The sequence below is a fragment of the Candidatus Kinetoplastibacterium oncopeltii TCC290E genome (assembly GCF_000340865.1).
GTDB classification, from domain to species: Bacteria; Pseudomonadota; Gammaproteobacteria; order Burkholderiales; family Burkholderiaceae_B; genus Kinetoplastidibacterium; species Kinetoplastidibacterium stringomonadis.
Genome location: NC_020299.1, coordinates 757,318 through 783,712, shown reverse-complemented (window position 1 = coordinate 783,712; position 26,395 = coordinate 757,318). Strand labels below are relative to the sequence as shown.

The following is a 26,395-nucleotide window of genomic DNA, read 5'->3' as shown; positions in this document are numbered from 1 at the left end:
AATGGATATAAAGCTCCTTGATAATCAAGATCAGACTTCTATAATGAATGTTTCTGATCTGGTTTTTGGTAGCGAAGTAAATGAATCGCTGATTCATCAAATAGTAGTTGCATTTCAAGCAAATGCAAGATCTGGCAATAGAGCTCAAAAAGATCGTGCAGGCGTTAAACATAGTACCAAAAAACCTTGGCGTCAGAAAGGTACAGGTCGCGCAAGAGCAGGTATGACCTCTTCTCCTTTATGGCGAGGAGGTGGTCGTATATTTCCTAACTCTCCAGAGGAAAATTTTTCTCAAAAGATTAATAAAAAAATGTATAGAGCTGGAATCAGATCTATACTATCTCAATTGGTTAAAGAAGATCGTATATTAGCAATTGATTCTTTAAAGCTGGATTCTCCAAAGACCAAAGAAGCTGTCTTAAGAATTAAAAATTTTGGCTCTGAGTCAATATTAATAATATTAGACGAGATTGATGAAAATATTTATCTGGCTACTCGTAATTTACCACATGTAGCTATTATAGAACCGCGCTATATAGATCCATTATCGTTGATTCATTATAAAAAGATAGTGATTGCGAAATCAGTTGTTAATCAACTAGAGGAGATGTTTGGATGAATGCGGAACGCTTAATGCAAGTTATTTTAGCTCCAGTAGTTACAGAGAAAACAACAAATATTGCTGATAAATATAGACAAGTTACTTTTAGAGTTTTGTCAGATGCTACGAAAATAGAAGTTAAGGCAGCTGTAGAGCTACTTTTTAATGTAAAAGTAGATTCTGTAAGCATATTTAATAGAAAAGGCAAAGTTAAACGTTTCGGTCGTTTTATTGGCCATCGTCGTAATGAAAAGAAAGCTTATGTATCCCTTAGCGATGGTCATGAGATTAACTTTGCAGAGGTGGTATAAATGGCTATTTTAAAGGTAAAGCCTACTTCTCCAGGTAGAAGAGGGTTAGTAAAATTAGTAAACCCAGATCTTCACAAGGGTGATCCTTTTTTTCCTTTGTTGGAAAAAAAGAATCGCATCTCCGGTAGAAATAACAATGGTCGTATCACAGTTAGGCATAAAGGTGGAGGTCATAAAAAACACTATAGAATAGTAGATTTTTGTCGTAGTAAAGATGGAATATCTGCTAAAGTAGAGCGTTTTGAATATGATCCTAATCGTAGTGCACATATAGCACTTTTATGCTACGCCGATGGTGAACGACGTTATATAATATCTCCTAGAGGTCTCAGTATTGGTGACGTTTTAATGTCTGGTATTGAGTCTCCAATTCGTATAGGTAATACTTTGCCTATACGAAATATACCTGTTGGATCAACTATACATTGTATAGAGATGCGTGCCGGTAAAGGTGCTCAGCTGGCTAGATCAGCAGGATCATCAGCAGTTTTGCTTGCTAGGGAAGGTGTTTATGCTCAGATTCGTTTGAGATCTGGAGAAGTTCGTAACATTCATATAGATTGTCGCGCAACTTTGGGTGAAGTAGGAAACGAAGAGCATAGTCTTCGTCAGATAGGTAAGGCAGGAGCAATGCGCTGGCGTGGTGTTCGTCCTACGGTTCGAGGTGTTGCCATGAACCCGGTAGATCATCCGCATGGTGGAGGAGAGGGTCGTACTGGTGAGGCTAGAGAACCTGTAAGTCCATGGGGTACTCCAGCTAAGGGGTATAAAACTCGTCGCAATAAAAGGACTGATAATATGATAGTCCAAAAACGTAAGCGTAAATAATAAGAGGCGAACGAAAATGTCACGTTCTATCAAAAAAGGACCTTTTGTCGATCTTCATCTTATGAAAAAGATAGAGGCAGCCTTTGCAAATAAGGATAAAAAACCAATTAAAACATGGTCTCGTAGGTCAACTATTCTTCCTGATTTTATTGGGTTAACAATTGCAGTTCACAACGGTCGTCAGCAAGTGCCAGTTTATATAAACGAAAATATGGTTGGTCATAAATTAGGTGAATTTGCTGCTACTAGGACATTTAAAGGACATGCTGCAGACAAGAAGGCGAAGAGGTAATTAAATGGTAACTACTGCTGTTATCCGTGGAATTCATATGTCAGCTCAAAAGGTTAGATTGGTTGCTGATTTAATAAGAAATAAATCTGTTGCTCAGGCGGTTAATATATTAACATTTTCGCCTAAAAAAGCCGCTTCTGTTATTAAAAAAGCTGTCGAGTCTGCAATTGCTAATGCTGAGCACAATAATGGTGCTGATGTAGATGAGTTATATGTTAAAGAAATTTTTATTGACAAGGCTCAGTCTATGAAACGTTTTTCTGCTCGCGCTAAAGGTCGTGGAAACCGAATTGAAAAACAAACTTGTCATATTACCGTTAAGGTAGAATCCTAGGGAGAGAGGGTAATATATGGGTCAGAAAATTTGTCCTACAGGGTTTCGTTTATCAGTCTCCAGGAATTGGTCATCGCGTTGGTACGCTGAAGACCGTGATTTCAGTAATATGCTGGCTGGTGATATACGAATTCGTGAATATTTAAAGAAAAAACTTAAAGGAGCTTCTGTTAGCAGAGTGCTAATAGAGAGGCCAGCCAAGAATGCTCGTGTAACTATTTATTCAGCTCGTCCTGGAGTGGTTATAGGTAAACGAGGAGAAGATATAGAAATTTTAAAATCTGATCTTCAAAGGTTGGCTGGTGTTCCTGTACACGTTAATATAGAGGAAGTAAGAAAACCAGAAATTGATGCCCAACTTATTGCTGACTCCATAGCGCAACAGTTGGAGAAACGTATCATGTTTCGTAGAGCCATGAAACGAGCAATGCAAAATGCTATGAGATTAGGAGCAAAAGGCATTAAAATAATGAGTTCAGGAAGGTTAAATGGTATAGAGATAGCACGTACAGAGTGGTATCGTGAAGGTAGAGTACCATTACATACAATCAAGGCTAATATTGATTATGCAACTTCTGAAGCCCGTACAACTTATGGTGTTATAGGTGTAAAGGTTTGGATATATAAAGGTGATATATCATTTGCTAATGAAATATTGCCTAATGATGTTAAGTCTTTAAAAGAGGAAGATAATCGTAAGCCTAGACGTTCTTCGAAAGGAGATAGGGTAGATAAATCATCTCGTAATCGCGGTTCTGGAAAAACTAATCATCGTACTCAACAAAATAATAACGTTGCTTCTTCAGAAAATGAGGTAGGTTAATTATGTTACAACCGGCTCGTAGAAAATATCGTAAAGAACATAAAGGTAGAAATACTGGTCTTGCTACTAATGGAGCAAATGTATCCTTTGGTGAATTTGGACTTAAAGCTACTGGCAGAGGAAGACTGACAGCTAGACAAATAGAATCTGCTAGACGCGCTATTAATAGACATATTAAACGTGGTGGTAGGGTTTGGATTCGTATTTTTCCTGATAAGCCAATTTCTCAGAAACCAGCAGAAGTTCGTATGGGAAATGGTAAGGGTAATCCTGAATATTGGGTATCAGAAATTCAGCCAGGAAAGGTATTATATGAAATGGAAGGTGTTAGCGAAGAACTAGCAAGAGAAGCTTTCCGTTTAGCGGCATCTAAACTACCACTTTCCACTGTTTTTGTATCTCGTCGTATAGGTGCTTAAAGGAACGTTTATGAAAGCTAGTGAGCTTCGTTTAAAAAATAAAACTGATCTTAAGATTGAGCTTGAAAGTCTATTGAAGGCTCAATTTAGGTTACGTATGCAAGTAGCTACAAAGCAACTTGATAATACTAGTCAGATATGTAAAGTACGTAGGGATATAGCTCGTATACGTACTATATTGACAGAGGAAAGAAGAAATGGATAATTCTGTTGCAATTCAGAATACTAAACGTCAACGGACATTAATTGGAAAAGTTATTAGCAATAAAATGGAAAAGTCTGTTGTCGTTGTAGTTGAGAGAAGAGTAAAACATAATATTCTTGGAAAGATAGTAACTCGTTCTGTAAAGTATAAAGCTCATGATACCGATAATAAGTATAATGAGGGAGATACTGTAGAAATAAAGGAATGTAGACCAATTTCGCGCACTAAATCTTGGCTTGTTGTGCGTTTAATTGATGCTGCAAAAGTTATCTAGTGTCCAAATTTAGGTTTACTGTTTTTTAGTTAGTTGATTCTTGTGTTCTTTATAAAAACATGAGAGAATACCGGGAGATGTTTCTCTTATCTTAATGATGGAGAGACATTATTATGTTAAGATTTCAACCCATATCTGTTTGGCTAATACGCCATAACAGAAGAACGGGGCCAAAACTGACAACCATTAAATTAAGTTGTTAAGTTGGGATAGGAAAAATCATGATCCAAATGCAAACCACGCTAGATGTGGCTGATAATACTGGTGCACGTCATGTTATGTGCATCAAAGTTCTTGGCGGATCTAAGCGACGTTATGCCGGAATCGGCGATATTATTAAAGTAAGTGTTAAAGACGCAGCCCCACGTGGACGTGTAAAAAAGGGTGAAGTATATAACGCTGTTGTTGTTCGTACAGCGAAAGGTGTACGTAGAAAAGATGGAGCGTTACTGCGATTTGATAGTAATGCAGCTGTATTGTTAAATGCAAAGTTAGAACCAATCGGTACTCGTATCTTTGGACCAGTCACGCGTGAGCTACGTAATGAAAGGTTTATGAAGATCGTGTCCTTGGCTCCTGAAGTTTTGTAGGGAAGCTTTAATGAATAAAATTCGTAAAGGGGATGAGGTTATTATTCTTACTGGTCGTGATAAAAAGCGTCGTGGAATAGTTTCAGCAGTCGTAGGAAAGGAGCACCTGTTGGTGGATGGAATAAATGTTGTGAAAAAACATTTAAAAGCTAATCCAATGAGCAATAATCCAGGAGGTATTACCAGCAAGTCTATGCCTATACACATATCTAATGTAGCTTTATTTAATAAGATTACAGGAAAAGGAGAGCGTGTTCTTATTAAGGAATTAGATGGGATAAAGACTAGAGTATTCCGCTCCGATGGTTCTTCTGTAGATAATAAAGCGTAAGGAGCGAAGTATGTCTCGTTTGCAAGATTCGTATAAAAATACAGTTATAGATAGTTTAAAGTCCAGATTCGGCTATAAGAGTATAATGGAAGTACCACGTCTATCTAAGATTACTCTTAATATGGGTGTGTCTGAGGCTGTTTCTGATAAAAAAATTGTTGATCATGCTGCATCTGATTTAACAAAAATATCTGGACAAAAGGTTGTTGTGACCAAGACTCGTAAAGCTATAGCTGGTTTCAAGATTAGAGAAAATTATCCAATAGGTTGTATGGTTACTCTACGTGGTGAACGCATGTATGAGTTTTTGGATCGTTTAGTTTCTGTTGCTTTGCCTAGAGTTCGCGATTTTAGAGGTGTCTCTGGTCGTGCTTTTGATGGTCATGGCAATTATAATATAGGTGTTAAAGAACAGATCATTTTCCCCGAGGTCGAGTATGATAAAGTCGATACTTTGCGTGGAATGAATATTAGCATCACTACTACAGCGAAGACTGATGAAGAAGCGAAAGCTTTATTAACAGCCTTCGGATTTCCTTTTCGTAATTAATGGGATTACAAAGTGGCTAAATTGTCCCTGATAAATCGTGATATTAAACGTACCAAACTGGTTAATAAATTCGCTGTTAAACGTGCTCAACTGAAATCTACGATTGATGATCAATCAAAAGGAGATGAAGAGAGATATCAAGCTAGATTACAGCTGCAGCAGTTACCGCGCAATTCTAATCCCACAAGACAGCGTAATCGTTGTATTGTAACGGGACGTCCGCGCGGTGTTTTCCGTAAGTTTGGATTAGCTCGACACAAATTGCGAGAAATGGCAATGAGGGGAGAGATTCCTGGAATGATTAAGGCTAGCTGGTAGGAGAAATAGCATGAGCATGAGCGATCCAATTGCTGATATGTTGACTCGTATCCGTAATGCGCAGCAAACTGATAAAGTAAAGGTTATCATTCCATCTTCAAATATAAAAATAGCAATTGCTACTGTTTTGAAGGAAGAGGGATATATAGATAGTTTTGAAATTAAAGGTGTTGCTAATAAACCAGAAATAGAAATTATTCTCAAATATTATGCTGGACGTCCAGTTATAGAGAGGATTGATAGAGTTTCTCGTCCTGGTTTAAGAGTTTATAAAAAAAGTTCTAGTATTCCACAAGTAATGAACGGCTTGGGGATAGCTATAGTTTCTACTTCACACGGTGTTATGACAGACCGTAAAGCCAAAGCTAATGGTATTGGTGGTGAAGTTTTATGTTATGTGGCTTAAGGAGAAATTCTAATGTCACGAATTGCTAAATATCCGATTGATTTGCCTGGTGAAGTTAAGGCAATAATTGAAGGTAATCAAATTACAATAAATGGCCCTCTAGGTTCTTTAAAACAGTTCCTTGTTGATGATGTAAAAGTGGAGCTTATTGATAATAAAATAGTTTTTTCAATTGTAAGAATTTCAGAACAATCAAAAGCTATGGTAGGAACTTTACGTGCGCTTATATCTAATATGGTTATAGGAGTTAGTAAAGGTTTTGAAAGAAAATTAATGTTGGTCGGTGTTGGATTTAGGGCTTCTGTACAGGGAACTATAGTTAAGTTACAACTTGGTTTTTCTCATGATATTTTCCATCAGCTTCCATCTGGTATTGTTGCAGAAAGTTCTATTCCTACAGAGCTAGTTATAAAAGGTATAGATAAGCAATCTGTCGGTCAAGTTGCAGCAGAAATTAGATCATATCGTCCACCTGAGCCTTATAAAGGTAAAGGAGTGCGTTATGCTGATGAGAAAGTAGTGCTTAAAGAAGCTAAGAAAAAGTAATTTAGGCAAAAGAGGAAGGTATGAATAAAAGAAATTCTAGGTTGCGCCGTGCAATTCCAACTCGGCGAAAAATTAGTAGACTAGAGGTCAATCGTCTATCGGTATTTAGATCTAATTTGCATATTTACGCCAATATTTTCTCGCCAGAAGGTGATAGAGTTCTAGTTAGTGCTTCAACTCTAGAACCTGAAGTTAGGTTATTATTGAGCGAGAAGACAACTAATGGTGGGAATAAGATAGCTGCTGCTATAGTTGGAGCACGCATTGCAGAAAAAGCTAAATGTGCTGGTATAGACTCCGTAGCTTTTGATCGTTCCGGTTTTCATTATCACGGCAGAGTTAAAGTTTTAGCTGAAGCTGCTCGTGAGGCTGGATTAAAATTTTGATCGAGGATTTTATAAATGGCCAAAATACAAGGCAAGAATAACACGGAAAAAGATAACGAAGATGGCTTACGCGAGAAAATGATAGCCGTTAATCGTGTTAGTAAAGTTGTTAAGGGTGGACGCACTATGAGTTTTGCTGCTCTTACCGTGGTTGGTGATGGTGATGGCCGTATAGGTATGGGAAAAGGAAAGGCTAGGGAAGTTCCAGTTTCTGTCCAGAAAGCAATGGAGCAAGCTCGTCGTAACATGTTTAAAGTTTCTTTAAAAAGCGGCACATTGCAGCATGCTGTTGTTGGTAAGCATGGAGCTTCTAAAGTTATTATTTCTCCAGCTGCTGAAGGTTCAGGTGTAATAGCTGGTGGCCCTATGCGTGCTATTTTTGAAGTAATGGGTATCCGTAATGTTGTTGCGAAAAGTTTGGGATCTAGTAATCCATATAACCTAGTCAGGGCAACTTTTAATGGATTGCGTAATTCTATGACTCCCTCTGAAGTTGCTGCTAAAAGAGGTAAAAGTATAGAGGAAATATTAGGATAGTTCTTATGACTCATGATCAATTGAAGATTAGACTTTTACGTTCTACTATTGGAACTAATAAATCTCATAGAGAGACAGTTAGAGGTTTAGGGCTTCGTAGAATAAATAGTATAAGCATTTTAAATAACACACCTGAGGTTAGAGGAATGCTTAGAAAAGTAAAATATCTTATTGATGTTTCGCATGTTTAGGAAATCTCTATGTTAGAAATAAGATTGAATTCAATAAATCCTGCAGAAGGCAGTAAATTTTCTAGACGCCGTGTTGGCAGAGGAATAGGTTCTGGTTTAGGAAAAACAGCAGGTCGTGGCCATAAAGGACAGAAATCTCGTTCAGGAGGTTTTCATAAAGTTGGCTTCGAGGGTGGTCAAATGCCATTACAAAGACGATTGCCAAAAAGGGGTTTTAGAAAATTTGATGATCATTTGTATGCACAGATTAACCTATCAGATTTGCAGTCCTTACCAGTTGATGAAATTGATTTACAAGTATTGAAAAGTAGCTCCTTAGTTAAGGGAGAAGTAAAGTTTGTAAAAGTTATAAAATCAGGAAGTTTGTCACGCAAATTAGTATTGAAAGGTATTGCGGCAACAGCTGGTGCTTTTTCTGCTATAGAAGCTGCTGGCGGATCGGTAATAGTTTAAGGGGTATTTATAAAAGTGACTAGATGGCAATCATCGCAGAAAAGCAACTCTGGCTATTATGACTTGAAACGTAGAATTATTTTTCTTGTTCTTGCTATTGTAGTTTATCGCGTCGGTACTCATATTCCTGTTCCTGGAGTCAATCCTTATGTTTTGGCTGATTTATTTCAACAAAATCAGGGTGGGATAATAGGTTTATTCAATATGTTTTCAGGGGGAGCATTAGTTCGTTTTTCCGTGTTTTCATTAGGAATTATGCCTTATATTTCGGCTTCCATAGTAGTCCAGTTAATGAGTATGATATTTCCTTACTTAGAGTCTTTAAAAAAAGAGGGAGAGTCTGGTCGTAGAAAAATATCTCAATATACTAGATATGGTGCTGTTTTGGTTGCTTCCATACAAGCTTTTGGTGTTTGTCTTGTATTGCAGTCTCAACATGGGCTAATTATTGATAATAGTCTGTTTTACATGGCAACTAGGATACTAACTTTAGTTACAGGTACCATGTTTGTAATGTGGTTGGGTGAACAGATAACTGAACGTGGGATTGGTAATGGCATATCTATAATTATATTTGCCGGAATTGTTTCAGAGCTTCCATCTTCTTTATTTATGTTATTAGATATGGTTCGTGTTAATTCTATGTCTGTTCCATCAGCTCTTTTTATACTAAGCATAGTGTTTTTAGTAACAGCGTTAGTTGTATTTGTTGAAATGGGACAGAGAAAGATTCCTATAAATTATGCACAGCGTCAAATTGGTAACAAGTTGTATAGAGGACAAAGTTCACATTTGCCATTAAAATTAAATATGGCAGGTGTTATTCCCCCTATATTTGCTTCTTCTTTGATGTTGCTGCCAGGAACAATAGCAAGTTGGTTTTCTGGTGCTAGAGAAATTAGTTGGTTGTCTAATTTAGCTATTGCTATTTCACCTAGACAGCCTTTGTACATAGCTTTATACTCATTGTTTATTTTGTTCTTCTGTTTTTTCTACACTGCTCTTGTTTTTAATAGTAGAGAAACTGCAGATAATCTTAAAAAAAGCGGTGCATTAATCCCTGGAATTCGTCCAGGAGAACAGACATCTCGTTATATTGATAAAATTCTTGTGCGTTTAACGTTGATTGGAGCTATGTATGTTGTATTAGTGTGCCTTGTTCCAGAATTTTTAGTAACGAAATGGAATGTGCCTTTTAATTTTGGAGGTACTTCTTTATTAATTATCGTTGTTGTAACGATGGATTTTATGACACAGATTCAATCTTGTGTAATGTCCTATCAATATGATTCCCTACTTAAGAAATCTAATTTTAAGAGTTAAGGAAATGAAAAATTTTTATTGTTTTAAGTAGAAGATAATGTCTAAGGACGATGTCATACAAATGCAGGGAGAAATTTTAGAAAATCTTCCTAATGCAAATTTTCGTGTAAAGCTTGAAAATGGTCATGTGGTTCTTGGTCATATATCTGGTAAAATGCGTATGCACTATATCAGGATATTACCAGGAGACAAAGTAACTGTTGAGCTTACACCTTACGATCTTACTAGGGCTAGAATTATTTTCCGTGCTAAGTAAGTCAAAAATTATTACGGAAAGTTAGGAGTTAACGATGAAAGTAATGGCATCAGTTAAGCGAGTTTGCCGAAATTGTAAGATTATTAAACGTCACGGAGTAGTACGAATTATTTGTACTGATCCGCGTCATAAGCAACGTCAAGGATAGCATTTTTGTTATTCTTGGCTATAATTGATTTATTCAAGGAACAGTCATGGCCCGTATTGCTGGCATAAATATCCCGCCACAACAGCATGCTGAGATTGGTTTAACCGCAATTTTTGGGATTGGACGATCTCGTGCTTGTAAGATTTGTGAAGCATCAAAGATTTCTCCTTCTAAGAAAATAAAGGACATGACCGATGCTGAACTAGAGCGTATTCGTGAGCAAGTTGGATTATTTACGGTAGAAGGAGACCTTCGTCGTGAGATTCAGTTTTCAATTAAACGGTTAATCGATTTGGGCACTTATCGAGGAATGCGTCATAAACGTGGATTGCCTGTACGCGGACAACGAACTCGTACAAATGCACGTACTCGTAAAGGACCACGTAGAGCAGCTGCTTCTCTGAAAAAGTAGTAATTGAGGAATTTAGAATATGGCGAAATCTCCAGCAAGTGGCGCTTCTCGCGTCAGAAAAAAAGTAAAGAAAAATGTTTCAGATGGTATAGTGCATGTTCATGCTTCTTTTAATAATACCATTGTTACAATAACAGACCGTCAAGGTAACGCTTTGTCTTGGGCGACTTCAGGATCATCTGGATTTAAAGGATCCAGAAAATCTACTCCTTTTGCAGCACAGGTAGCAGCTGAAGCTGCTGGTCGTGCGGCTATTGAGTTCGGGATTAAAACTCTTGAAGTAAGAATAAAAGGACCAGGTCCGGGTCGCGAATCTTCTGTAAGGGCTTTAAATGCTCTTGGAATTAAGATTTCTAGTATCTCCGACATAACACCTATTCCACATAACGGATGTCGTCCTCCGAAGCGTCGTCGTATTTAAGGATAAAATAATATCATGGCACGTTATATTGGACCAAAATGTAAACTCTCACGCCGTGAGGGTACTGATCTCTTTCTCAAGAGTGCTCGTAGATCGTTTGATTCAAAATGCAAATCAGAATCAAAACCAGGTCAACATGGTCGAACATCTGGATCTAGAATCTCAGATTATGGTCTTCAAATGAGAGAGAAGCAAAAACTGAAAAGAATGTATGGTATTTTAGAAAAACAGTTTCGTAGGTATTTCGAAGAGTCAGAAAGACGTAAAGGCAATACTGGAGAAATATTAATTCAATTGCTCGAATCTCGATTAGACAATGTTGTCTATAGGCTGGGTTTTGGTTCGACTAGGGCAGAAGCTCGCCAGTTAATTAGTCATCGTGCAATTGAAGTTAATGGTCACATTGTAGATATAGCTTCATTATCAGTAAAATCTGGTGATATAATATCTGTTCGAGAGAAATCTAAGAACCAAGATAGAATCAAAGAAGCTATAAAATTAGCTGTCAGTATCGGCATACCTCAGTGGCTAGATCTCGATTCTGAGAAGCAACTTGGAACGTTCAAAACTATTCCTGATCGTTCTGATGTTGCTCGTGATATAAATGAATCTATGGTTGTAGAATTATATTCTCGTTAAGTTATTTAACTTTTAGTTCATTTATCTTTATTATTATTTTTTCAGCCTTATCGGTGTAACGAACTGAGGGTATTGAATAGGAAGTATGTATGTCTAATCAGGATTTTTTAAAACCAAGAGTTGTAGAGGTTGAGCCTATATCCCATAATAGGGCAAAAATTATTATGGAGCCATTTGAGCGTGGTTATGGGCATACACTCGGAAACGCTTTGCGTCGCATCTTATTATCTTCTATGGAAGGATATGCTCCAACAGAAGTTCAAATAAGCGGTGTCGTTCATGAATATTCGACGATTCCTGGAGTAAGAGAAGATCTTATCGATATATTAATGAATTTAAAAAACGTTATTTTTAAATTACATGGTCGTGATGAGGTAAATTTATCTATTAATAAGAAAGGTCCTGCTGCAGTTTTAGCAAAAGACATAGAACTACCACATGACGTTGAGATAATAAATCCTGATCATTTGATTTGTAATCTTACAGATTCAGGTCAATTAGATATGCATTTTAAGGTAAGCAAGGGTCGTGGATATATTCCTGGAAATATTCGTTCTTCTTCAGCTAGTGATAAGAAAGTCTCTATTGGTAAGATAATTTTAGATGCATCTTATAGTCCTGTACGTAGAGTTAGCTATAGTGTAGAAAGCGCTCGAGTAGAACAGAGGACTGATCTTGATAAATTGGTTATAGATATTGAAACCAATGGAGTTTTGACTCCTGAAGAATCTGTTAGACAGGCTGCTTGTATCTTAATGGATCAAGTATCTGTATTTGCATCTTTACAAGGAGCTCAAGAGTCTAATGAATCTCAGTCTTCTAGGAATACTCCAGGGATTGACCCTGTTTTACTGAAACCAGTAGATGATTTAGAATTAACTGTTCGTTCTGCTAATTGCTTAAAAGCAGAAAATATTTATTATATTGGTGATTTAATTCAGAGGACTGAAACAGAACTTCTGAAAACTCCTAATCTAGGTCGTAAATCATTGAATGAGATTAAAGAAGTATTGGCTACACGTGGTTTAACTCTTGGTATGAAATTAGATAATTGGCCACCTGTAGAAGTAGAATAACGTAATTGCATTGATAGTTTCCGTAAGATTAGGCTCATCTGATCTACTGTAGACTATCTAAGTTAAAATAATATGTTGAGCTTCGTATTTTAGACTAAGCTCTTTGGATACTGTAAAGGAAATTATTATGCGTCATGGTCATGGTTTACGCAAACTAAATCGCACAAGCAGCCATCGTCTCGCTATGTTTCGTAATATGGCTGTTTCTCTTATTCATCATGAGGCAATCAAGACTACTTTGCCAAAAGCTAAAGAATTGCGTCATGTTATAGAGCCTCTAATTACATTAGGCAAGAGTCCAACTCTTGCAAACAAAAGATTGGCATTTGCTAGATTGCGTGATCGAGATGCCGTAGTTAAATTGTTTTCAGAAATAGGGCCAAGATTTTCTAATAGACCAGGAGGTTATACTAGAATTTTGAAAACAGGTTTTCGTAATGGTGATAACGCTCCTATGGCTTTTATGGAAATGGTAGAAAGAGTAGTTTCTGAAAAAGAAATAATTGATTAACTGATTTGTATTCCATAATAATTATGTGGATTGCAGTAGATATTATTAATTATTTATATAAGAAAGCATGACTATATAATTACAAAAAATATAGTCATGCTAATTGTTGACAGAATTAATTACTTTGTTATATTTTATTTTGACTTTCTTAATAGTTCAGCAGCTTCTAATGCAAAATATGTTAATATGCCATCTGCTCCTGCTCTTCTAAAGCAGATAAGTGATTCTAATATGATTTCATCATTTCTTATCCAGCCATTTAATGAAGCAGCTTTTATCATAGAATATTCTCCGCTAACTTGATAAGCAAATGTTGGCATTCTAAATTTTTCTTTAATTTTAGCTAATACATCTAGATATGGCATTCCAGGTTTAACTATTAACATGTCAGCTCCTTCATTAATATCAGCTGCTGCCTCTCTAATAGCTTCGTTTATGTTACTTGGATTTATTTGATAGCTATTTTTATTTCCTTTTTTTAAATTATTTGTAGACCTTATAGCGTCCCTAAATGGTCCATAGAAGGCACTGGAATATTTAGCAGAATAGGCCATTATTATGGTATTTTTATATAAATTAGCTTCTAGTTCTTGCCTTATCACACCTATTCTACCATCCATCATGTCACTAGGAGCTACAATGTCTACTCCTACGCTAGCATGTAAAAGAGATTGCTTTGTAAGCATTTCAATAGTTTCATCGTTCAATACATATCCATTATTATTCAATATACCATCTTGGCCGTGTATTGTATAAGGATCTAATGCAACATCAGTCATGATACCTAATTCTGGAAAACGTTTTTTAATTTCAACTACTGTTCTAGGTATTAATCCATTAGCATTAATAGATTCAATTCCATTATTTGTTTTTAATTTAGAATCTATAACAGGAAATAATGCTATCGTAGGTATTTCTAGTTCTATACATTTTTCAGCTATTTGCAATATCTCATCAATAGAATAAACATATATTCCCGGCATTGATGATACTTGTTCTTTTATTTTATGTCCTTCTACTACAAATAAAGGAAATATTAAGTTATTAGTAGACAAACTACTTTCTGTTAGCATTCTAAGTACAAAATCACTTTTCCTTAGACGTCTCATCCTTGATTTTGGATATGATGGAGAAAAAATTTGTGAATTCATATCTATGTCCTATTTTATAATTAATTTCTTTATAATATCAGACGCATCTGATATTCCTATTTTTTTAGTAGCAGAAAATTCTACTATGTTTGTAACATTTTTAAATTCCATTAACTTTTCAATAGTTATTTTTTTACTTATAACACGTTCTGTATAGCTCAGCTTATCAGCTTTGGTAAGCATTATTATTATAGGTTTTGAAGTTACCAAATGAAGAAAATCATTGTCTAATGATGTAATGCCCCTACGCATGTCTATTAATAGTATTATTCCTACCAATGATTTTCTGTATTGAACGTATTTAGGTAAATTGTCCTCAAAATCAATTTTTTCCTGGTTTGATAGATTTGCATAACCATATCCAGGAAGATCAACTAAGTATCCAATAGTTTTATCATATTTTTGTTCAACAATGTTGAACATATTTATAAGACGAGTACGCCCAGGTGTTTTGCTCGAAAAAGCTAACTTTTTTTTATTTGTTATTTTATTGATTGCTGTAGATTTACCAACATTGGATCTTCCTACGAAACAGACTTCAGGTAGTCCATCTTTTGGTAAGGTATCGAGTGTTTTAGCAGAAGAATGGAAATATATATTATGTAGTATAGACACTTTGATTAGATAATTGCCTTAATATGATAGGTTGATATTATTAACAACTCAACAATACATTACTAATTATAAGACTTTTTGTTGAGTTGTATTAGCTTAAGATATGGTTGATTCTAATCTCAATAAATCATCTATTGTTTCTCGCCTTTTGATTATATAGTAATCTGATTCATCAACCATTACTTCTGCTGCTCGTCCTCTAGTATTATAATTACTTGCCATAGTCATGCAGTATGCTCCAACCGACTCAATCGCTAAAAGTTCACCCTCTTGCAATTCATTAAGGTATCTATTCTTAGCTAACCAATCAGAACTTTCACATATAGGACCAACAACATCGTACTCTTTTTTTATCCCATCTCTCTCTACTACAGTAACAATCTCATGATACGAATGATATAGTGCTGGTCTTATAATATCATTCATTGCTGCATCTACTATAGCGAAATTACGATCTTCAGATTCTTTTAGATATTGTATTTTTGTTACTAATATACCAGCGTTGCCTATCAAAGATCTACCAGGCTCAAGGATAACTTGTAGATGTCCTAAATTGTTATCTTCTAATTTATCAAAAACTTTATCGACAAGTTCTTTAGGTGATATACAAGACTCTTCCTTGTATTGGATACCTATCCCACCACCTATATCAATATGTTTTATCTGTATTCCAGAAGCATTAATTTTATTAATCAGTAATATAATTTTTTCTAAAGAATCTATGAAAGGTTTAATTTCAGTAAGCTGCGATCCTATGTGGCAATCTATACCAACTATCTCTAGATTTGGAAGTTTAATTGCTGTTTGATAGCAATCATAAGCTGTATTGATTGATACTCCGAATTTATTTTCTTTTAATCCAGTAGATATGTATGGATGAGTATTAGCATCTACGTCCGGATTTACTCTTAAAGATATGGGTGCTACAATACCAACTTTTTTTGCTATCTTTGATATATTTTGAAGTTCTGCTTCAGATTCAACATTGAAGCATTTAATCCCAGCCTTTATTGCTTTCTCTATTTCCCATGATTGTTTACCCACACCAGAAAAAACAATTTTTTTAGGATCTGCTTTAATAGCAAGTACCCTTTCTAATTCTCCACCTGAGACTATGTCGAAACCAGAACCAAGTTTTGAAAACTCTTTTAAAACAGCTAAATTAGAATTTGCTTTCATTCCATAACATATTAAACAATTTCTATTTTTGATTGCTTGATAATAACTATCCCAAGCTTCCTTCATAGCTTTTTTAGAATAAATATATAGTGGTGTTTCTAGTTTTTCTACAATAGAGTTCACAGAAATATTTTCTACGAACAAAAGATTATTTTTGAATTTAAAGTTATGATTCTTCATAATGTACAATTATTCTTTAAGTGTGTATTCTTATAGTAGCTTTTATTTGTAAGCATACTTATGTCGTAAATCTTGTTTTTATAAATTGGATCTTTTGAATTAAGTTGACATTTATATCCACATGAGCTAAGTGTACTACAAGTTAATATAACAGTGATTAATATAATGGTAAATTTCTTTTTATTAAGCATATATAAGGAAACAAATTAGTTTGACGTGGCATAATAGTTTTTGCTATTTTATATTTAATATTATTTATAATAAAGATTATGAAAGATTCTGATTTTAGTATTTTGATTGATAAGTTACTAGAAGATGTAGAAGATAGAATCAATGATCTATTTTCATCTGAAGTTGATACGGCCAAGAGTGGTAATGTATTAAGCATCAAATTTGATAATGGATGCAATATGGTTATAAACAGTCAGAACAGTATACAAGAGTTATGGTTCGCTGTAAGTAATATCGGTGGATTCCATTATAAATATAATAATGGTAAATGGATAGACAATCGTAATGGTTTAAATTTTACAGATCTATTATCAAAGTGTTGCACAGATATTATCGGTAGAGAAGTTATTTTAGAGTTTTAATCTTCAAATTTGTTTCGTATAACATTTTTTAAATCTTCATTGTAAAACTCTTCTGATGGTCTAATTTCCGATACAGCTATATCAGGTGGGAATTCTTTTAAATATAACTCATTATTATGCAAAATAATCCCATCTGGAATTTCTTCTTTTTCTTGCTCAGAGTAGTCTTTTATCACATCTTTCATGTAGTTAATCCATACCGGCATTGCTATATTGCTACCTGTTTCATTTAACCCTAGAGATTTTGGCTGATCAAATCCTACCCATGCTGTTGCTACTATATCTTTTATATATCCAGAGAACCATGCATCTACTGAATCATTTGTTGTTCCGGTTTTACCTGCTATATCATAACGATTTAGTGCTTTTTGGGCTTTAGAGGCTGTGCCATACTTTACAACACCTTTTAGTATATCATTCATTATATATGCCACTCTGGAATCTATAGCTTGATTATCTTGATTAGACACAATTTTATTGTGTTGCATGATAGTTCTGCCATAGCTATCAGTTACTTTCTCTATTAAATATGGTGGTATCAAATGTCCTTCATTAGCAAATATACCAAAAGCACTTGTTAATTGTAATGGTGTTACTAGTCCTGTGCCTAGTGCTAGTGATATGACAGCAGGTTGACGTGATTTATCGAAACCAAATTTCTCTAGATAATTTCTAGCATATTCAGGTCCTATATTTTGTAATATTCTTATAGATACCATATTTTTTGATTTATACAGACCATTGCGCATAGAAACCATGTCTTTTTCATACCTATGACCATAATTTTTTGGGTTCCATGCTTTTGATCCCGTTTGTTCCGCTGTCATATTTAATGGAAGATCAGAAATTCTTGTCGCAGGCGATATTCCTTTTTCTATTGCTGATGCATATATGAATGGTTTAATACTAGAACCAGGCTGTCTCCATGCTTGTGTTACCCTATTAAAGTTACCTCTATAGAAATCAAAACCACCTACTAGTGAGAGTATCCTACCATCTTTTGGTGATATAGAGACAAAAGCAGCTTGTAGGGTTGGCATATTTATAATTCGTAATTCTTCTCCTTTGTCTTTATATATATGTATTACTGAACCACGTCTTATTTCTTTTGATAAGTCACTGTTATTTATTTTAATAATAGCCTTGTCTTTCTTTACTGCCGTTATATATTTATCATGAGTTGATAAAACTAATGCTGCAAAGATCTCGTCACTGTCATTATACTTATCAAATATTTCAGTTATCCTATTTTCAGATAAAATTGATGACACTTCTAATTCTATTGGTATATCTATTTGTTCCTCAGGACCCAAGTATTTTGTTTTTGTATAATCAATTACTACTTTTCTTACAGCTTTATAAGCAGAATCTTGATCTTTTGACCTTATTGTGGTGTATACATTAATTCCTTTAGAATATAGATCGCTCTTGAAGTTTTTAAATAGCAGTTGTCTAACTAATTCGGCAATGTATTCACCATGAATTTCATAAATATGTTGTTTTTTACATGCATTGTATAGCTTTATGTTGGTATCAATTGCTTCTTGGTATTCATATGTTGTTATGTATCCTAGAGACATCATCCTTTTTAAAACATAACTTTGTCGCAACTTTGTCCTTTTGAAATTTGAAATAGGATTAAAAATTGACGGAGCTTTAGGTATCCCAGCAAGCATTGCAGATTCTGCTAGGTTAATTTCTGATAATGGTTTGTTAAAGTATACTAAGGAGGCAGCAGCAAAACCATAAGCACGATTACCAAGATATATTTGATTCATATAGAGTTCTAGTATTTTATTTTTTGTTAATTCAGATTCTATTTTTAAAGTTAGCATTAATTCATATAGTTTTCTTGAGTATGTTTTTTCTGATGATAGATAGAAATTACGAGCTAATTGCATTGTTATAGTGCTAGCTCCTTGAGTTTTTGACATGTTTTTCAAATTTGTTAATCCAGCCCTAATTATCCCAATCCAATCTATTCCCCCATGTTTATAGAATCTATCGTCTTCTGCTGCCAATATTGACAATTTCATTATGTTTGGTATATTTTGGAAGCTTAGTAGGCTTCTACGTTCTTCTCCAAATTCGCCAATTAATATATTATCTGAGCTGTAAATTCTCAAAGGTATTCTTGGTTTATAGTCTATCATTGCGCTAAGATCAGGCAATTTCCTCCAAGCTAAGAACATAAGTATACAAATTATAAAGATGATAGAAGCAAGTATGCTTATAGCTAGAACTATGGTATTCATCAAAAATCTTGGCAATATATATCTTTGTTTCATTATAAATATCGATAGTTTTAAACAGTTTGATTTATTAGAAAATATTAGAAACTTATTTAATTCATTTTAATTTTGTTCTTTATAAGTAATAATTAACTTATGATTAATTTAAGGAAATTATCTGAAATGGCTGATTTAGAGAGTATATTACCTGAATCTAGAAATCAAAATATGGAATTTGTAAATATTACAAAGGAAAATCTACCCTATGATACACCAATTTTTTTAATTGGAATGATGGGTTCTGGCAAAACCACTATAGGAAGAAATATTTCTAATATTTTAGATAGAAAATTCATTGATTTAGATTTTGCTATAGAAACTCGCTGCGGAGTAAGTATAACAACTATATTTGAAATAGAAGGAGAGCAAGGTTTTAGGAAGAGAGAGGAGGTAGTTTTATCAGAATGTTCTAATGAAACTAATACGGTACTAGCAACAGGAGGAGGTTCTGTACTTTCTCATTATAATAGAGAAATTTTAAAGAAAAGAGGTATCGTTGTATATTTTCAAGCATCAATTGATGACTTATTTCAGCGTACTAGTTTGGATTCTAACAGACCACTTTTAGCCAATACAAGTAAACCTTATGAAAAATTGAGAGATATATTGAGGCAAAGAGATCCAATTTACAAAGAAGTTGCTGATATCATCATAAATACCAGTGACACTAGTATTTATGCTTTAGTTAATAATTTAGTATCTATTTTAAAAACATACGAGAAATTTAAATGAATGTGGTTAATGTAAATATTACAAATGGATCTTACCCGATTAATATTGAATCTGGCAGATTGGATTATTTAGATCAGAGCATACCTGAAGATGCAACTTCTATTGCTATAGTTACCAACTCTACTGTTGGTGGCTTATATGGTAAGCGTGTTAGAGATGTATTGTTAAGAACAGGCAAAAATGTTTTCTATGTCGAATTACCTGATGGAGAAAAATATAAAGATTGGATTACATTGAATAAAATATTTGATTCTTTATTAAACTTCAAACTAGACAGAAAAGCTGTGTTATTGGCATTAGGTGGAGGAGTTATTGGCGATATAACCGGTTTTGCTGCATCATTATATATGCGTGGTATTCGTTTTATCCAAGTTCCTACTACAATATTAGCGCAAGTAGACTCTTCGGTTGGGGGCAAAACAGCTATAAATCATCCTATAGGGAAGAATATGATAGGATCATTTTATCAGCCTATTTCTGTAGAAATAGATACAGATGTTTTGACTACTCTTTCTCCTAGAGAAATTTCTGCAGGATTAGCAGAGGTAGTTAAATATGGCCTTATATTAGATTCTAGTTTTTGGGAATGGTGTGAGAATAATGTTAATAATCTACTTAGTTTGGATGATGTTGCTATAGAGTATGCGATTAAACGTTCTTGTGAATTAAAATCATATATTGTTGGTAAAGATGAAAAAGAGTCTGGTATTAGAGCTATACTTAACCTCGGTCATACTTTCGGTCATGCGATAGAATCTGGTCTTGGTTATGGTAAATGGCTGCATGGTGAAGCCGTAGGTTGCGGCTTAGTACAGGCGGCAGAATTATCAGGATATTCTACAGGGTTTAAAGAAACTGATATTGCCCGTGTAAGGTATATGATTTCATCTATTGGATGTCCCTTTAAAGCTCCAAATTTTGGTTTAAGTAGATGGCTTGAACTAATGTTGTTAGATAAAAAGAACGAGAATGGCGAAATACGTTTTGTGCTTATGAAGAACATAGGGGAAACAGTTATTCAAAACGTGTCTCACGATGCTATAGAATATGTTATAGCTAAAACAGTTACCAGCAAGATTTGATCTGAAAAGTATCATATAAGTTGATAATGTAGTATAGGTATGGTTTTATTTATTTTGAATTAATCTTTCTATGTCTATGCTACCTTATCATTTTAATTAATATTTAAATTATTTAGATGATCGTTTATGATAAATACACTCCGGTATAGCTATCTTTAGAGCTAGATATAGTCTCTATAGTCCCTTGTGCTACAACTGATCCTCCATTTACTCCTCCTCCAGGGCCAATGTCTATAACCCAGTCTGCAGTCTTGATTATATCTATATTATGTTCTACCACTATAACAGTATTGTTACAAGCTATTAAGTTTCTTATTATATTTAACAAAAATTTAATATCATGATCATGTAGTCCAATAGTTGGCTCATCTAAAATATATAGTGTTCTTCCTTGTGTTTGTTTTGATAATTCTATGGAAATTTGAACTCGTTGAGATTCTCCACCAGATAGTGAATTAATATTATGGCCTAGTGATAAATATGATAAACCAAGTTTAATTAGCATATCTATCTTATTAGTTATTCTAGGTATATTTTTAAAGAAAGTCTTTGCTTCTCCTATTGTTAGATTTAGAACATCGCTAATATTTAGTCCACCGTAGTATATCTCCAGAGTTTCTCTGTTATATTTACTACCTTTGCATTCTTCACAGACTACGTATACGTCAGGCATAAAATGCATTTCTACTTTACTAATGCCTGCTCCTTTACATAATTCGCATCTACCGCCTTTCATATTGAAGCTAAATCTATTTAGAGTGTATCCTCTTATTTTAGATTCTATGGTTTTAGAAAAAAGCTCTCTAATTGTAGTAAAGATCCCGCAATATGTTGCAATATTACTATTAGTTGTACCATTACTATTAATGCTATTCTGATCTATTTTTATTATATAATCAAAAAACTCAGCTCCACGAAGTGCTTCATATCTATCAGAAAATTCTTTATAACCAGATAAGTTATTTGTTACTCCATATTGAATTATGTCGTTTACTAGAGTTGATTTTCCGGATCCAGATACCCCAGTAATACAAGTTAGATATCCTATTGGTATATGTACATCTATGTATTTTAAGTTATTGAATTTTGCTTTTTCTATTATTAGCCATTTAGTTTTATTGTTTACACATTTATTAGAAACTTTTTTGTAATCATTGTTGTTTAAATAGAATCCAGTTAATGAGTTATGGTTATCGATTATTTGTTTTGGTGTTCCTTGGGCTGTTACAAATCCACCATTTTTACCTCCCTCCGGACCCATATCTATAATCCAGTCTGCTGATGATATAATTTCTTTATCGTGCTCTATAATGATTATACTGTTACCTAAATCTCTTAGGTTTTTTAATGCTTCTATAAGTATTTTTGTATCATGTTTATGTAGTCCTTGTGATGGTTCATCAAGTATGTAAGTTATACCGATTAAACCTGAGCATATTTGACTAGAGAGTTTGATTCTCTGTGCCTCTCCACCAGAAATTGTATTTATACTTCTTCCTAATGATAAATATCCTAATCCCATTTTTATCAAAAAAGATAAGCGAGGGAGTATACGCTTTAATATCGGATGAGATATGAGGTTTTCTTGTTTTTCTAGCTTTTTAAAAAATAGCAAACAATCATCTATAGACATTGATTCAATTTCAGTTATTGAAAGACCACTATCTTTTTTGTTTGATTCATTATTATTATATAATATGACATGTCGAGCTTCTAAGCACAATTTAGCACCGTTGCATTCTAAACATGGCCTTATTTTTAGACATTTATTTAATAACGACTTCAAATAACTTGATTTGCTTTCTCTAAATAAATTCTCTAGAAAAGTAATTATCTCTTCTGATGAAATATTTATGTTTCTTTTTAATCCACAAGATTCTTTTATTCGACTTAGAACTAGATCTTTTTTATTTATATTAATAGAGTCAAATAATTTTTCATTATTCAACCCATATATTTCATGAAATTCATCAATATTAATGCCAGTTTTTAAGCAAAATATTTCTAATATTTCTGATAAATTATTATTTTCGACAATAGATTTGTCGAAGTAATATTCGATACCTATACCCTTGCATTTTTTACAATATCCTTTACTGCTATTAAAATTAAACAAACTTGGCTCAAGTATATTTATAAAATAATTGCAAATTGGGCATGAATGAACTGTTGAGAAAATTTTATCTTTCCCATCACTTAAATTCTTTATTAATACATGACCTATGCCTAACTTAGTTGCTATTTCGAAACTAGATGATAAGCGATCTTTATTGTTTTCTTTAATTTTTAGTCGGTCTATAACCACATATATCTTGCTAGTACAAGCTAATTTTTTATTAGTTATAGCTTCTTCTATTTCCATTAATTGATTATCTATATATAATCTTAAGAATCCTTGTGACAATAAGTTTTTACATATTGTTTCCAGTGATGCATAGTCATTTTTTGTGACAGGGGATAATATCAATATATCACTGTTTATAGGTAAGGACATTGTCCAATCAGTTATTTGGCTAATAGTTTTGACTATCAATGGTTGATTATGTTCCGGACAAAAAGGTACACCAATTTTTGCAAATAATAATCTTATGTAATCATTTATTTCTGTTACTGTACCAACAGTATTTCTTGTGTTCTTGTAGTTTGTTTTTTGTTTGATTGCAATGGCTGGTGATAATCCTTCTATTAAATCAACATCAGGCTGTTTTAGCATATGGACAAATTGTCTAAAACTAGTTGGCATGTTCTCTATGTATTTTCTTTGACTTTCTGAATATATAGTATCAAATACTAGTGAAGATTTTCCAGATCCTGATACTCCAGTGACAACTACTAATTTATAGTGAGGAATGTCAATGTTTATATTTTTTAAATTATTAGTACGTGCACCTTGTATATGAATATAACTCATTATAAAATTTTCACTGAAGGTAAATATTATATTCTATCCCTAAATAAAATATCAGGATATTTGATTTATTAAGATTAGGGAATTTATTTTTAAGTTAATTCATATGTTAGATGATATCTAGTGATATAAACAATGTATTCTAGTTGCTATTAAATACTACCAAAATTTATTTAATTTAATAATAGTTAGAAGCAAATCTTATTAATAACTTGGAGTGATTATAGTGGCATCTGTTAATAAAGTTATACTTTTAGGAAATTTAGGACGTGATCCTGAGTTGAGATATACACCTGAAGGTTCTGCGATCTGTAACTTGTCTATAGCGACAACATCTCAGTGGAAAGATAGAAATAGTGGAGAAAGGAAAGAAGAGACTGAATGGCATAGAGTTGTTTTATATAATAGATTAGCAGAAATAGCAGGAGAATTTTTAAAAAAAGGAAAACCTGTATACTTGGAAGGAAAGCTAAAAACAAGGAAATGGCAGGATAAAGATACTGGATCTGATAGATATATAACTGAAATAGTTGTTGATCAAATGCAGATGTTAGGTAACAAGGATACAGTTGTCACTGAAACTACGGGAAACATCTCTCGTCAAACAGGAAATATTTCTAATAATGAAAGTAATGCTATGAAAATCTCAGAAATGGAAGATGATATTCCATTTTAATATTTGCAAATCTAATACTAATGAAAATGTTACAATATAATTTATAAGAAAAGATTAAATATGACTAATTCTCAGCAAAATCGAAAAAACATACCTTTCATTAAAGAATCCAAAGGAAAAAGAAAGTTAGTAATGTTGACAGCATATACTTCTTCAATTGCTAATCATATTGATCCTTATGTGGATATTATATTGGTTGGCGATTCATTAGGAATGGTCATATATGGTTTTAGCGATACATTGTCAGTATCATTGGATATGATGATAGCACATGGAGCTGCTGTATCTAGAAGTTCTAAAAATGCTTGTGTTATCGTTGATATGCCATTTGGATCTTATCAAGAATCAAAATCACAAGCATTTAGAAATGCAGCCCGTATTTTGTCAGAGACTAAAGCTAGTGGAGTTAAACTAGAAGGTGGGGAAGAAATGGCAGAAACAATCTATTTTCTGAACAAAAGAGGTATACCAGTAATGGGTCATATAGGATTAATGCCTCAAAAATTTAATATTTCTGGAGGATTTAAAGCTATTGGACCAAATCAACATGTTATCGATAACATAGTGTCAGAAGCTATTGCATTAGAGCAATCTGGAGCATTTGCTTTAGTATTAGAATGTGTCGCTGAGTCTATAGGTAAAAAAGTGACAGAGGCAGTAAATATTCCTGTAATTGGTATAGGAGCATCTTCAGATTGCGATGGTCAAGTTCTTGTAGTGGATGATATACTAGGTATGAATACCAGTTTCTCTTTAAAATTTGTAAAAACCTATGCAAATTTAGGAGAAAATATACAACATGCAGCCAAATGTTTTGCTGAGGAAGTCCGTGCTGGCGTATTCCCTGATAAAGAAAATTATTTCTTTTCTAAAAGATAGAAATGACTATGTTGTAAATATAGTTCCTGTCAGTGAACAGGATAATAGAATTATACCGACCCAGATATTTTGAATAAATAGGTAAAAATTTTTTTTCTGATTTTTTGGTTGGAAATTAAATATCTGCCAGATGAAGTGAAAAAAAATAATTGCTATACCATAATAATAGCTAAAATTTAGCTTTAAATTGTGACCTGCTAGAATCCAAAATATTATTGCCAGTATGTAAAATAAAGATATAAAGATTTTTCCATTATCTGAGAACAAAACGGCTGTTGATTTTAATCCTATAGCTTCATCACAGTCTGCATCTACATATGCATATATACTGTCATAACCTATTTGCCAAAATATTGCTCCTAGCCACAATAAAAAAGCATTTAAAGTAACAAAGTGAGTTACTTCTGACCATGCAATCAATATTCCCCAATTGAAGCATATTCCAAGAATGATTTGTGGCCAGTAAGTAAATCTCTTACATAAAGGATATATTATAACTATTGGAATCAATATTATACTTAGCAATTTGCTGGTTGAATTTATAAAAAGTAACAGCGATGAGCATGTTAATAGTTGTACCAAAAGAAAGGTGATTGCTTTTTTTTGAGTTATACTTCCAGTAGCTAAAGGTCTGAGACATGTTCTGGTAACTTTTTTATCAAATTCTTGATCACAAATATCGTTAAATGTACATCCTATGCTTCTCATTAATATTGCTCCGATGGAAAAAATAATGATATTTCTGATAGAAGGTATTCCATCGGAGCATATTATAAGAGCACTGAAACATGGTAGTATAGTTAGCCATATACCTATGGGTCTATCTAAACGACAAAGTATAATGAAAGGTAGCCAATTTCTTGGTAGCATGATATTAAAAAAACTATTCGCATTGATATCATTAAGATTTTTGTCATTTTTCATGTTT

Annotated in this window: 38 protein-coding genes; 32 read left to right on the top strand and 6 right to left on the bottom strand. The window is 33.6% G+C overall.

Annotated features, from left to right (window positions below):
• Position 1: 1 nt before the first annotated feature.
• From rplD to rplQ, 27 genes are all read left to right on the top strand, one after another.
• Positions 2 to 619 carry a 50S ribosomal protein L4 gene (gene rplD, locus CONE_RS03625; RefSeq protein WP_015397384.1) on the top strand — a complete coding sequence of 206 codons (618 nt, stop codon included), beginning with the start codon at positions 2 to 4 and terminating at the stop codon, positions 617 to 619.
• Positions 616 to 912 (top strand): 50S ribosomal protein L23, encoded by a 297-nt coding sequence (rplW, locus tag CONE_RS03620; RefSeq protein ID WP_015397383.1) that lies wholly within the window; start codon positions 616 to 618, stop codon positions 910 to 912. Before rplD ends, rplW begins: the two co-directional genes overlap by 4 nt.
• A complete protein-coding gene (gene rplB / locus CONE_RS03615) occupies positions 913 to 1,740 on the top strand; it encodes a 50S ribosomal protein L2 (protein WP_015397382.1) in 828 nt (275 codons plus the stop codon).
• A 16-nt stretch (positions 1,741 to 1,756) separates the two neighbouring features.
• The gene (gene rpsS, locus CONE_RS03610; RefSeq protein ID WP_015389912.1) at positions 1,757 to 2,032 is read left to right on the top strand and encodes a 30S ribosomal protein S19; all 276 of its coding nucleotides are present in this window, start codon (positions 1,757 to 1,759) and stop codon (positions 2,030 to 2,032) included.
• A 4-nt stretch (positions 2,033 to 2,036) separates the two neighbouring features.
• Positions 2,037 to 2,366, top strand: a complete 330-nt coding sequence (gene rplV / locus CONE_RS03605; protein ID WP_015397381.1) for a 50S ribosomal protein L22 — start codon at positions 2,037 to 2,039, stop codon at positions 2,364 to 2,366.
• A gap of 16 nt (positions 2,367 to 2,382) precedes the next feature.
• Entirely contained in the window at positions 2,383 to 3,189 is an 807-nt protein-coding gene (rpsC, locus tag CONE_RS03600) for a 30S ribosomal protein S3 (protein ID WP_015397380.1), read from the top strand.
• Between the two features lie 2 nt (positions 3,190 to 3,191).
• Positions 3,192 to 3,608, top strand: a complete 417-nt coding sequence (rplP, locus tag CONE_RS03595) for a 50S ribosomal protein L16 (protein ID WP_015397379.1) — start codon at positions 3,192 to 3,194, stop codon at positions 3,606 to 3,608.
• A gap of 10 nt (positions 3,609 to 3,618) precedes the next feature.
• Entirely contained in the window at positions 3,619 to 3,813 is a 195-nt protein-coding gene (gene rpmC, locus CONE_RS03590; protein ID WP_015397378.1) for a 50S ribosomal protein L29, read from the top strand.
• On the top strand, positions 3,806 to 4,087 hold the full coding sequence (gene rpsQ / locus CONE_RS03585) for a 30S ribosomal protein S17 (RefSeq protein WP_015397377.1): 282 nt from the start codon (positions 3,806 to 3,808) through the stop codon (positions 4,085 to 4,087). The genes rpmC and rpsQ overlap by 8 nt, the downstream gene beginning before the upstream one ends.
• 221 nt (positions 4,088 to 4,308) lie before the next feature.
• On the top strand, positions 4,309 to 4,677 hold the full coding sequence (rplN, locus tag CONE_RS03580) for a 50S ribosomal protein L14 (protein ID WP_015390116.1): 369 nt from the start codon (positions 4,309 to 4,311) through the stop codon (positions 4,675 to 4,677).
• A gap of 10 nt (positions 4,678 to 4,687) precedes the next feature.
• Positions 4,688 to 5,008, top strand: coding sequence for a 50S ribosomal protein L24 (gene rplX / locus CONE_RS03575; RefSeq protein WP_015397376.1), 321 nt, complete (start codon positions 4,688 to 4,690; stop codon positions 5,006 to 5,008).
• 10 nt (positions 5,009 to 5,018) lie between these two features.
• Complete coding sequence (rplE, locus tag CONE_RS03570; protein ID WP_015397375.1) at positions 5,019 to 5,558, top strand: 50S ribosomal protein L5; 540 nt, start codon at positions 5,019 to 5,021, stop codon at positions 5,556 to 5,558.
• Between the two features lie 12 nt (positions 5,559 to 5,570).
• The gene (gene rpsN, locus CONE_RS03565; RefSeq protein ID WP_015397374.1) at positions 5,571 to 5,876 is read left to right on the top strand and encodes a 30S ribosomal protein S14; all 306 of its coding nucleotides are present in this window, start codon (positions 5,571 to 5,573) and stop codon (positions 5,874 to 5,876) included.
• Positions 5,877 to 5,886: 10 nt separating this feature from the next.
• Positions 5,887 to 6,282 carry a 30S ribosomal protein S8 gene (rpsH, locus tag CONE_RS03560; RefSeq protein WP_015397373.1) on the top strand — a complete coding sequence of 132 codons (396 nt, stop codon included), beginning with the start codon at positions 5,887 to 5,889 and terminating at the stop codon, positions 6,280 to 6,282.
• A 12-nt stretch (positions 6,283 to 6,294) separates the two neighbouring features.
• Positions 6,295 to 6,828: a 50S ribosomal protein L6 gene (gene rplF, locus CONE_RS03555; RefSeq protein WP_015397372.1), complete on the top strand. Its 534-nt coding sequence runs from the start codon at positions 6,295 to 6,297 to the stop codon at positions 6,826 to 6,828.
• Between the two features lie 20 nt (positions 6,829 to 6,848).
• A complete protein-coding gene (rplR, locus tag CONE_RS03550; RefSeq protein WP_015397371.1) occupies positions 6,849 to 7,214 on the top strand; it encodes a 50S ribosomal protein L18 in 366 nt (121 codons plus the stop codon).
• A 15-nt stretch (positions 7,215 to 7,229) separates the two neighbouring features.
• Positions 7,230 to 7,751, top strand: a complete 522-nt coding sequence (gene rpsE, locus CONE_RS03545; RefSeq protein ID WP_015397370.1) for a 30S ribosomal protein S5 — start codon at positions 7,230 to 7,232, stop codon at positions 7,749 to 7,751.
• Between the two features lie 5 nt (positions 7,752 to 7,756).
• Positions 7,757 to 7,942 (top strand): 50S ribosomal protein L30, encoded by a 186-nt coding sequence (gene rpmD / locus CONE_RS03540; RefSeq protein ID WP_015397369.1) that lies wholly within the window; start codon positions 7,757 to 7,759, stop codon positions 7,940 to 7,942.
• Positions 7,943 to 7,951: 9 nt separating this feature from the next.
• Positions 7,952 to 8,395 carry a 50S ribosomal protein L15 gene (gene rplO, locus CONE_RS03535; RefSeq protein WP_015397368.1) on the top strand — a complete coding sequence of 148 codons (444 nt, stop codon included), beginning with the start codon at positions 7,952 to 7,954 and terminating at the stop codon, positions 8,393 to 8,395.
• A gap of 15 nt (positions 8,396 to 8,410) precedes the next feature.
• Positions 8,411 to 9,718 carry a preprotein translocase subunit SecY gene (gene secY / locus CONE_RS03530; RefSeq protein ID WP_015397367.1) on the top strand — a complete coding sequence of 436 codons (1,308 nt, stop codon included), beginning with the start codon at positions 8,411 to 8,413 and terminating at the stop codon, positions 9,716 to 9,718.
• Between the two features lie 37 nt (positions 9,719 to 9,755).
• Positions 9,756 to 9,974: a translation initiation factor IF-1 gene (gene infA, locus CONE_RS03525; protein WP_015389896.1), complete on the top strand. Its 219-nt coding sequence runs from the start codon at positions 9,756 to 9,758 to the stop codon at positions 9,972 to 9,974.
• A 34-nt stretch (positions 9,975 to 10,008) separates the two neighbouring features.
• Complete coding sequence (rpmJ, locus tag CONE_RS03815) at positions 10,009 to 10,122, top strand: 50S ribosomal protein L36 (RefSeq protein WP_081583118.1); 114 nt, start codon at positions 10,009 to 10,011, stop codon at positions 10,120 to 10,122.
• Positions 10,123 to 10,168: 46 nt separating this feature from the next.
• Positions 10,169 to 10,534, top strand: a complete 366-nt coding sequence (rpsM, locus tag CONE_RS03520; protein ID WP_015389895.1) for a 30S ribosomal protein S13 — start codon at positions 10,169 to 10,171, stop codon at positions 10,532 to 10,534.
• Between the two features lie 19 nt (positions 10,535 to 10,553).
• On the top strand, positions 10,554 to 10,955 hold the full coding sequence (rpsK, locus tag CONE_RS03515; protein WP_015397366.1) for a 30S ribosomal protein S11: 402 nt from the start codon (positions 10,554 to 10,556) through the stop codon (positions 10,953 to 10,955).
• A 15-nt stretch (positions 10,956 to 10,970) separates the two neighbouring features.
• Positions 10,971 to 11,594, top strand: coding sequence for a 30S ribosomal protein S4 (gene rpsD / locus CONE_RS03510; protein WP_015397365.1), 624 nt, complete (start codon positions 10,971 to 10,973; stop codon positions 11,592 to 11,594).
• A gap of 89 nt (positions 11,595 to 11,683) precedes the next feature.
• Positions 11,684 to 12,670 carry a DNA-directed RNA polymerase subunit alpha gene (locus CONE_RS03505; protein ID WP_015397364.1) on the top strand — a complete coding sequence of 329 codons (987 nt, stop codon included), beginning with the start codon at positions 11,684 to 11,686 and terminating at the stop codon, positions 12,668 to 12,670.
• A gap of 127 nt (positions 12,671 to 12,797) precedes the next feature.
• Positions 12,798 to 13,181, top strand: coding sequence for a 50S ribosomal protein L17 (rplQ, locus tag CONE_RS03500; protein WP_041862217.1), 384 nt, complete (start codon positions 12,798 to 12,800; stop codon positions 13,179 to 13,181).
• A gap of 134 nt (positions 13,182 to 13,315) precedes the next feature.
• On the opposite strand, the gene hemB is transcribed toward rplQ, so the two are convergent.
• From hemB to lysA, 3 genes are all read right to left on the bottom strand, one after another.
• Positions 13,316 to 14,332, bottom strand: coding sequence for a porphobilinogen synthase (hemB, locus tag CONE_RS03495; protein WP_015397362.1), 1,017 nt, complete (start codon positions 14,330 to 14,332; stop codon positions 13,316 to 13,318).
• Positions 14,333 to 14,341: 9 nt separating this feature from the next.
• Positions 14,342 to 14,947 (bottom strand): ribosome biogenesis GTP-binding protein YihA/YsxC, encoded by a 606-nt coding sequence (yihA, locus tag CONE_RS03490; RefSeq protein ID WP_015397361.1) that lies wholly within the window; start codon positions 14,945 to 14,947, stop codon positions 14,342 to 14,344.
• A gap of 96 nt (positions 14,948 to 15,043) precedes the next feature.
• Entirely contained in the window at positions 15,044 to 16,306 is a 1,263-nt protein-coding gene (gene lysA / locus CONE_RS03485) for a diaminopimelate decarboxylase (RefSeq protein ID WP_015397360.1), read from the bottom strand.
• Positions 16,307 to 16,575: 269 nt separating this feature from the next.
• Between lysA and cyaY the strand changes: the two genes are divergently transcribed.
• Positions 16,576 to 16,899: an iron donor protein CyaY gene (gene cyaY, locus CONE_RS03480; RefSeq protein WP_015397358.1), complete on the top strand. Its 324-nt coding sequence runs from the start codon at positions 16,576 to 16,578 to the stop codon at positions 16,897 to 16,899.
• Here the strand turns inward: cyaY and CONE_RS03475 are convergent.
• Positions 16,896 to 19,187, bottom strand: a complete 2,292-nt coding sequence (locus CONE_RS03475; RefSeq protein ID WP_015397357.1) for a penicillin-binding protein 1A — start codon at positions 19,185 to 19,187, stop codon at positions 16,896 to 16,898. The genes cyaY and CONE_RS03475 overlap by 4 nt on opposite strands.
• Before the next feature lie 99 nt (positions 19,188 to 19,286).
• Here CONE_RS03475 and CONE_RS03470 point away from each other — a divergent pair, with 99 nt between their 5' ends.
• Positions 19,287 to 19,922 (top strand): shikimate kinase, encoded by a 636-nt coding sequence (locus tag CONE_RS03470; protein WP_015397356.1) that lies wholly within the window; start codon positions 19,287 to 19,289, stop codon positions 19,920 to 19,922.
• Positions 19,919 to 21,004: a 3-dehydroquinate synthase gene (gene aroB / locus CONE_RS03465; protein ID WP_015397355.1), complete on the top strand. Its 1,086-nt coding sequence runs from the start codon at positions 19,919 to 19,921 to the stop codon at positions 21,002 to 21,004. Before CONE_RS03470 ends, aroB begins: the two co-directional genes overlap by 4 nt.
• Positions 21,005 to 21,128: 124 nt before the next feature.
• Here aroB and uvrA read toward each other — a convergent pair whose 3' ends face one another.
• Positions 21,129 to 23,915: an excinuclease ABC subunit UvrA gene (gene uvrA / locus CONE_RS03460; RefSeq protein WP_015397354.1), complete on the bottom strand. Its 2,787-nt coding sequence runs from the start codon at positions 23,913 to 23,915 to the stop codon at positions 21,129 to 21,131.
• 223 nt (positions 23,916 to 24,138) lie between these two features.
• Between uvrA and ssb the strand changes: the two genes are divergently transcribed.
• Complete coding sequence (ssb, locus tag CONE_RS03455; RefSeq protein WP_015397353.1) at positions 24,139 to 24,588, top strand: single-stranded DNA-binding protein; 450 nt, start codon at positions 24,139 to 24,141, stop codon at positions 24,586 to 24,588.
• Between the two features lie 60 nt (positions 24,589 to 24,648).
• Positions 24,649 to 25,467, top strand: a complete 819-nt coding sequence (panB, locus tag CONE_RS03450; protein WP_015397352.1) for a 3-methyl-2-oxobutanoate hydroxymethyltransferase — start codon at positions 24,649 to 24,651, stop codon at positions 25,465 to 25,467.
• Between the two features lie 6 nt (positions 25,468 to 25,473).
• On the opposite strand, the gene ubiA is transcribed toward panB, so the two are convergent.
• Entirely contained in the window at positions 25,474 to 26,391 is a 918-nt protein-coding gene (gene ubiA / locus CONE_RS03445) for a 4-hydroxybenzoate octaprenyltransferase (protein ID WP_015397351.1), read from the bottom strand.
• Between the last annotated feature and the right edge of the window lie 4 nt (positions 26,392 to 26,395).

Excerpts from the sequence above, each read along its gene's own strand:
- rpmC (WP_015397378.1), top strand. The coding sequence starts at position 3,619 with ATGAAAGCTAGTGAGCTTCGTTTAAAAAATAAAACTGATCTTAAGATT.
- uvrA (WP_015397354.1), bottom strand. The coding sequence starts at position 23,915 with ATGAGTTATATTCATATACAAGGTGCACGTACTAATAATTTAAAAAAT.
- rplF (WP_015397372.1), top strand. The coding sequence starts at position 6,295 with ATGTCACGAATTGCTAAATATCCGATTGATTTGCCTGGTGAAGTTAAG.
- rpsM (WP_015389895.1), top strand. The coding sequence starts at position 10,169 with ATGGCCCGTATTGCTGGCATAAATATCCCGCCACAACAGCATGCTGAG.
- CONE_RS03475 (WP_015397357.1), bottom strand. The coding sequence starts at position 19,187 with ATGAAACAAAGATATATATTGCCAAGATTTTTGATGAATACCATAGTT.
- rplR (WP_015397371.1), top strand. The coding sequence starts at position 6,849 with ATGAATAAAAGAAATTCTAGGTTGCGCCGTGCAATTCCAACTCGGCGA.
- rpsS (WP_015389912.1), top strand. The coding sequence starts at position 1,757 with ATGTCACGTTCTATCAAAAAAGGACCTTTTGTCGATCTTCATCTTATG.
- rplN (WP_015390116.1), top strand. The coding sequence starts at position 4,309 with ATGATCCAAATGCAAACCACGCTAGATGTGGCTGATAATACTGGTGCA.
- CONE_RS03470 (WP_015397356.1), top strand. The coding sequence starts at position 19,287 with ATGATTAATTTAAGGAAATTATCTGAAATGGCTGATTTAGAGAGTATA.
- hemB (WP_015397362.1), bottom strand. The coding sequence starts at position 14,332 with ATGAATTCACAAATTTTTTCTCCATCATATCCAAAATCAAGGATGAGA.
- cyaY (WP_015397358.1), top strand. The coding sequence starts at position 16,576 with ATGAAAGATTCTGATTTTAGTATTTTGATTGATAAGTTACTAGAAGAT.
- rpsK (WP_015397366.1), top strand. The coding sequence starts at position 10,554 with ATGGCGAAATCTCCAGCAAGTGGCGCTTCTCGCGTCAGAAAAAAAGTA.
- rplP (WP_015397379.1), top strand. The coding sequence starts at position 3,192 with ATGTTACAACCGGCTCGTAGAAAATATCGTAAAGAACATAAAGGTAGA.
- panB (WP_015397352.1), top strand. The coding sequence starts at position 24,649 with ATGACTAATTCTCAGCAAAATCGAAAAAACATACCTTTCATTAAAGAA.
- rpsC (WP_015397380.1), top strand. The coding sequence starts at position 2,383 with ATGGGTCAGAAAATTTGTCCTACAGGGTTTCGTTTATCAGTCTCCAGG.
- rpmD (WP_015397369.1), top strand. The coding sequence starts at position 7,757 with ATGACTCATGATCAATTGAAGATTAGACTTTTACGTTCTACTATTGGA.
- rplV (WP_015397381.1), top strand. The coding sequence starts at position 2,037 with ATGGTAACTACTGCTGTTATCCGTGGAATTCATATGTCAGCTCAAAAG.
- rpsH (WP_015397373.1), top strand. The coding sequence starts at position 5,887 with ATGAGCATGAGCGATCCAATTGCTGATATGTTGACTCGTATCCGTAAT.
- rpsD (WP_015397365.1), top strand. The coding sequence starts at position 10,971 with ATGGCACGTTATATTGGACCAAAATGTAAACTCTCACGCCGTGAGGGT.
- rpsE (WP_015397370.1), top strand. The coding sequence starts at position 7,230 with ATGGCCAAAATACAAGGCAAGAATAACACGGAAAAAGATAACGAAGAT.
- rpmJ (WP_081583118.1), top strand. The coding sequence starts at position 10,009 with ATGAAAGTAATGGCATCAGTTAAGCGAGTTTGCCGAAATTGTAAGATT.
- rplE (WP_015397375.1), top strand. The coding sequence starts at position 5,019 with ATGTCTCGTTTGCAAGATTCGTATAAAAATACAGTTATAGATAGTTTA.
- rplO (WP_015397368.1), top strand. The coding sequence starts at position 7,952 with ATGTTAGAAATAAGATTGAATTCAATAAATCCTGCAGAAGGCAGTAAA.
- rpsQ (WP_015397377.1), top strand. The coding sequence starts at position 3,806 with ATGGATAATTCTGTTGCAATTCAGAATACTAAACGTCAACGGACATTA.
- rplD (WP_015397384.1), top strand. The coding sequence starts at position 2 with ATGGATATAAAGCTCCTTGATAATCAAGATCAGACTTCTATAATGAAT.
- ubiA (WP_015397351.1), bottom strand. The coding sequence starts at position 26,391 with ATGAAAAATGACAAAAATCTTAATGATATCAATGCGAATAGTTTTTTT.
- infA (WP_015389896.1), top strand. The coding sequence starts at position 9,756 with ATGTCTAAGGACGATGTCATACAAATGCAGGGAGAAATTTTAGAAAAT.
- lysA (WP_015397360.1), bottom strand. The coding sequence starts at position 16,306 with ATGAAGAATCATAACTTTAAATTCAAAAATAATCTTTTGTTCGTAGAA.
- rplQ (WP_041862217.1), top strand. The coding sequence starts at position 12,798 with ATGCGTCATGGTCATGGTTTACGCAAACTAAATCGCACAAGCAGCCAT.
- rplB (WP_015397382.1), top strand. The coding sequence starts at position 913 with ATGGCTATTTTAAAGGTAAAGCCTACTTCTCCAGGTAGAAGAGGGTTA.
- aroB (WP_015397355.1), top strand. The coding sequence starts at position 19,919 with ATGAATGTGGTTAATGTAAATATTACAAATGGATCTTACCCGATTAAT.
- rplX (WP_015397376.1), top strand. The coding sequence starts at position 4,688 with ATGAATAAAATTCGTAAAGGGGATGAGGTTATTATTCTTACTGGTCGT.
- CONE_RS03505 (WP_015397364.1), top strand. The coding sequence starts at position 11,684 with ATGTCTAATCAGGATTTTTTAAAACCAAGAGTTGTAGAGGTTGAGCCT.
- rplW (WP_015397383.1), top strand. The coding sequence starts at position 616 with ATGAATGCGGAACGCTTAATGCAAGTTATTTTAGCTCCAGTAGTTACA.